Source organism: Moorena sp. SIO3I6, from assembly GCF_010672095.1.
This window is the reverse complement of sequence record NZ_JAAHHU010000885.1, coordinates 1-2,019: the sequence shown is the minus strand read 5'-3', so window position 1 is coordinate 2,019 and position 2,019 is coordinate 1. Positions and strand designations below refer to the sequence as shown.

The window sequence follows — 2,019 nt, the reverse complement described above, 5'->3', positions numbered from 1 at the left end:
AGAGGTTGAAGGTTAGCTGGTTGAAGGTTGAAGGTTGGGAGGTTAAAAGTTGAGCGTGGAACTCACTGTCTTGATGCAGTGGCTGATGGTTTTGGAAGTATGTGGGGAAAAGCGCGATCGCATTACCTCCCCAATACGGCACTGCCTCCCCAAGACCGCGCTAGATGGCTTTTGCAATTAGGCAAAATTCGCGGGAAAATTCTACTGTCTTTCCATCTACCATCAATGTTTACAATTCAGATGTAAAGAGAAAAGATCTCAGGGAAGTCGAGTTTCAAAACTGTCAATCAATACGATAATCTCCTTCATCCTCGCGGAGTCGGTTTTGATCAGGGTAGGTTTTCAGATATGCCATGAAGCCTGTAATTTGTCGGCTGCACTTCTGGCATAGATCAAATAGTTGTGTAAACTGAGATTGATGAATGTAACCAGCATCAAGAGCAACATAGGCTTGAGAACGTAGTTCACCCGCAGAGCCTCTAGCTCGACCTAAGAACTCAATAAAAAGACGTTGTGTCCGACTCTCAAAACCCTCAGCAATATTTGACATAATCGAAACCGCTGCACGACGCATCTGGTTACACAAACCAAAATCACGGGAAAACTCTCCCTCCTTTGACAGTGCGTAAACCAACCTTGTTAACTCCCGTGCTGTCTGCCATCCCTCAATTTCTTCAAATCGTTTTATCGAATAAGGGAGTTTGAGGGAAAAAGAATACCCCACTCCTCTTAGGATGGGGATGAATTTTTCCCTCAAGCAATACCTATGGCAATAAGCCAGTTTTCCCCAAGGCTTCCAAATACTCCGATAGAGTCAAGCCAGCCTTACTTGCCATGTTTTTCAAGCCATTCCAAGCAGCTTCCGTAGTCCTAACAGTGCGTGCTTTTTTAGCCTCTCCATGTATTGGAGGTCGTCCAGTTTTTTTGGTCATGCTATTGACATCAGTATTTCTAAAAGCTATAATCAATATAGCACGGATAAAAAGGTCGAATCATGCAGCTTGGATACACCAACAAACTCAAACCTAGCCGACAACAAGAAGCCACGATGTCTAACTGGCTAGATATGTTGCGCTCACAGTACAACTACCTACTTAGAGACAGAATCGATTCTTATGATCAAGCGAAAGCCCCTAGACTGGGTAACTACTGCGATCTAAAAAGTAAGGGAGAGGTGTGTCCATTAACTTGTTCTGTTAGTAAGTCGCATTCAATTGGCTATCCCTGGAAAAACCACAAAAATAATCCTAGAAGAAACGCTTATGAAGCTCAAAGTTCGAATCTTCCCATACTAAAGAAAGAGAGACCTTGGTACAAAGCTATCAATTCAACTGTCTTGCAACAGACATTGAGACAACTAGATGTAGCTTTCTCTAAGTTTTTCAAAGGAGAAACGGGATATCCTAAGCCTAAAAGAAGATCTAGATTCAGAAGCTTCAAATATTCTCCTGGGCAGGTCAAGTTAGATGGCGACCGGATTTACTTGCCTGGTATTGGCTGGATGGGTTTTCATAATTCCCGTCCTATCCCCGAAGGGTTTGTTTTAAAATCTGTCACTGTCCGACGCAAGGCTCGTGGATGGTTCGTGAGTCTCCAAATTGAAGATAAAACGGTACCAACTCCACCAGTAAAGACTAAAGAGGAAATTTCCCCTGATCGAGTCAAAGGGTGTGACTTAGGTATAAAGAAGCTTGTTAGCATTTCTGATGGTGAGATAGTATCAAACCAGGCTCAAGGGTTGCCATTTAAGCGTAGAGAAAGGCGTCTAAAAATAAGGCAAAGATCTGCTAGTAAGAAAAAGAAAGGTTCTAAAAACAGAAGAAAAGCCTACTCTAGAGTTGCATCTCTTTACGATCGTATAACCGATAAACGAAATGCCTATCACTGGGAAACAGCAAAAAAGATAGTAAATGAAGCTGATGCTCTTGTCTTTGAAGACTTAAATGTCAAAGGGATGAAGGCTCGCTGCAAGCCTAAACCCAATAACAATGGTGAATATGACCGCAACGGTCAATCAGC

At 42.6% G+C, this 2,019-nt stretch carries 3 protein-coding genes; 1 reads left to right on the top strand and 2 read right to left on the bottom strand.

Annotated features, from left to right (window positions below):
* Positions 1 to 283 precede the first annotated feature (283 nt).
* Both F6K49_RS43980 and F6K49_RS43975 read right to left on the bottom strand, forming a co-directional pair.
* Positions 284 to 724 carry a four helix bundle protein gene (locus F6K49_RS43980; RefSeq protein ID WP_075905714.1) on the bottom strand — a complete coding sequence of 147 codons (441 nt, stop codon included), beginning with the start codon at positions 722 to 724 and terminating at the stop codon, positions 284 to 286.
* Positions 725 to 764: 40 nt separating this feature from the next.
* Positions 765 to 932: a hypothetical protein gene (locus F6K49_RS43975; RefSeq protein ID WP_168166515.1), complete on the bottom strand. Its 168-nt coding sequence runs from the start codon at positions 930 to 932 to the stop codon at positions 765 to 767.
* Positions 933 to 994: 62 nt separating this feature from the next.
* On the opposite strand from F6K49_RS43975, the gene F6K49_RS43970 reads away from it, so the two are divergent.
* Positions 995 to 2,019 (top strand): transposase (locus F6K49_RS43970; RefSeq protein ID WP_293108144.1); only part of this gene is annotated, 1,025 nt, incomplete at its 3' end.

Excerpts from the sequence above, each read along its gene's own strand:
- F6K49_RS43975 (WP_168166515.1), bottom strand. The coding sequence starts at position 932 with ATGACCAAAAAAACTGGACGACCTCCAATACATGGAGAGGCTAAAAAA.